Origin of the sequence: Sphingobium sp. AS12 (genome assembly GCF_019097845.1) — a bacterium.
In the GTDB taxonomy this organism is placed as follows: Bacteria; Pseudomonadota; Alphaproteobacteria; order Sphingomonadales; family Sphingomonadaceae; genus Sphingobium.
This window is the reverse complement of the sequence record NZ_JAHRGM010000074.1, coordinates 1-1,908: the sequence shown is the minus strand read 5'-3', so window position 1 is coordinate 1,908 and position 1,908 is coordinate 1. Positions and strand designations below refer to the sequence as shown.

Genomic DNA, 1,908 nt, shown 5'->3' with positions numbered 1-1,908 from the left:
GTAAGCGCTAAAATACCCCCACAGGGGAGCGCTTAGGCGGCTTGATCGATGACGGGGCTGGCGGTGGCGCGACTATCTACCCAGTTGTAGGGGAGCAGGTCATCGATGGGATCTGTGTCGCCGCGCAGGACGATGCGTGCGAGGACATCGGCGAGGTAGGCCTGCGGGTTGATACCGCCCAGTTTGCACGTTTCGATAAGGCTGGCGCAGGTTGCCCAGTTTTCAGCCCCCAGGTCATGGCCTGTGAACAGGGCATTTTTCCGCTGGAGGGTAATTGGCCTGATTGAGCGCTCAACGGTGTTGTTATCCAGCTCGATCCGTCCATCCTCAAGGAAGCGGACGAGGCCCTTCCAGTGGTTGAGGGTGTAACCGATGGCCTCGGCTGTATGGGAGCCGCGGGGTAGTTTGGGCAGCATTTCCTTGAGCCATGGCAGCATGTCCGCGATGATCGGAGCGGCTTCAGCCTGGCGTACCGCCAGTCTGTGTTCGGGGCTGGAGCCTCGGATACGAGCCTCGATCTTGTAGAGCCCGGCGATCCGCCGCAGCGCCTCATCGGCGACCGGGGCGTTGCCGCCCTTGGCATCGTCGAAGTAGCCCCTCCTGACATGTGCCCAGCAGAAGGCGAGCGTTCCGGGACCGGCCCTTCGGTCCGGCGCCTCGATATGCTTGTACGCGCCATAGCCGTCGCACTGGACGATGCCGGTGAAGTCCCCGAGCAGCTTTTCCGCCCAGACTTTCCCGCGACCTGGCATGTAGGTGTAGGCGACGGCCGGTGGATCGGTGCCGCCATGCGCGCCATCATCACGAGCGATCGCCCAGAGATATCCCGTCTTCACCTTGCCGGTGCCGGGCGCCAGGACCTTGGCCGTGGTCTCGTCAACGAAAAGCCTCGCGCCCGATAGGAGGTCGGCCTTTATCCGGCTGGTCAGGCGGCCGAGCCAGGCGGCGGCTCGGCCTGCCCAGTTACACATTGTCCCCCTGTCGATCTCGATACCCTGGCGCCGCAGTGCCTGTGCCTGCCGGTAGAAGGGGGTGTGATCGGCATATTTCCTGACGAGGACGTCGGCGATCAGCGCCTCGGTGGGCAGGCCGCCTGGCACTACATGCTTGGGCGCAGGCGCCTGGAACACGCCATCGCTGCACGCCCGACACGCCATTTTCGGACGGGACGTCACGATGACGCGATACTGGACAGGGATGACATCGAGCCGGCTTGATATGTCGCTGTCGATGCAGTGCAGCACGCCTCCGCAGCAGGGGCATTCCGTCTCGTCAGGGAGGATCACTTCCTCGACACGGGCCAGATGTGCCGGCAGCGACGCCCGCGCTGTCCCGGGTTCCCTTCGCGCCCGTTCCTTCTTTTGTCCTGCGGCAGCCGCTGCCTGCTCGGCCAAAGCCACCAGTTCAGCGCGGGCAACATCGAGATCGTCGAGGCCCAGCGCCAACTGATCTTCGTTCAGCTTCTCCGACCGTTTTCCGAATGTCGTCCGGGTAATCTGGTCAATGATATGCTGCATCCGAGCTTCACGCTCGAGGCCGGCCAGGACCATCGCCTTGAGGATGGCGACATCGTCAGGAAGGTCGGCTGCCGTGGCGGACATGCCCCATTTCTGGCAGCTTTGGAGCGGTCCGCAATGGCCTTTCGATCAAGGGAATCAGGCGTGCGACCTATCGCGTCGTCACCGGAACCTGGGTGCGCGGCGTGTGCATTTTCGACCATTGCAGCCCTTCGAACAAGGCCGACGCCTGCGATGCTGACAGTCGCATCACGCCATCATGCACCCGGGGCCAATGAAAGCCTCCGGTCTGCAAGACCTTGCTCACAAGTACCAGGCCGGTGCCGTCCCAGACCAGCAGCTTGATCCTGTTCGCCCGCTTCGAGCGGAAGATGAAGACCACCCCCGAGAA

General features: G+C 63.3%; 2 protein-coding genes. Both read right to left on the bottom strand.

What is annotated here, in order from left to right; all coding sequences use genetic code 11:
- Nucleotides 1-32 precede the first annotated feature (32 nt).
- Nucleotides 33-1,601, bottom strand: coding sequence for an IS66 family transposase (locus KRZ98_RS21180; RefSeq protein WP_217675204.1), 1,569 nt, complete (start codon nucleotides 1,599-1,601; stop codon nucleotides 33-35).
- A gap of 67 nt (nucleotides 1,602-1,668) precedes the next feature.
- The coding region (gene tnpB / locus KRZ98_RS21175; protein ID WP_217675203.1) for an IS66 family insertion sequence element accessory protein TnpB at nucleotides 1,669-1,908 on the bottom strand (240 nt) is incomplete at its 5' end.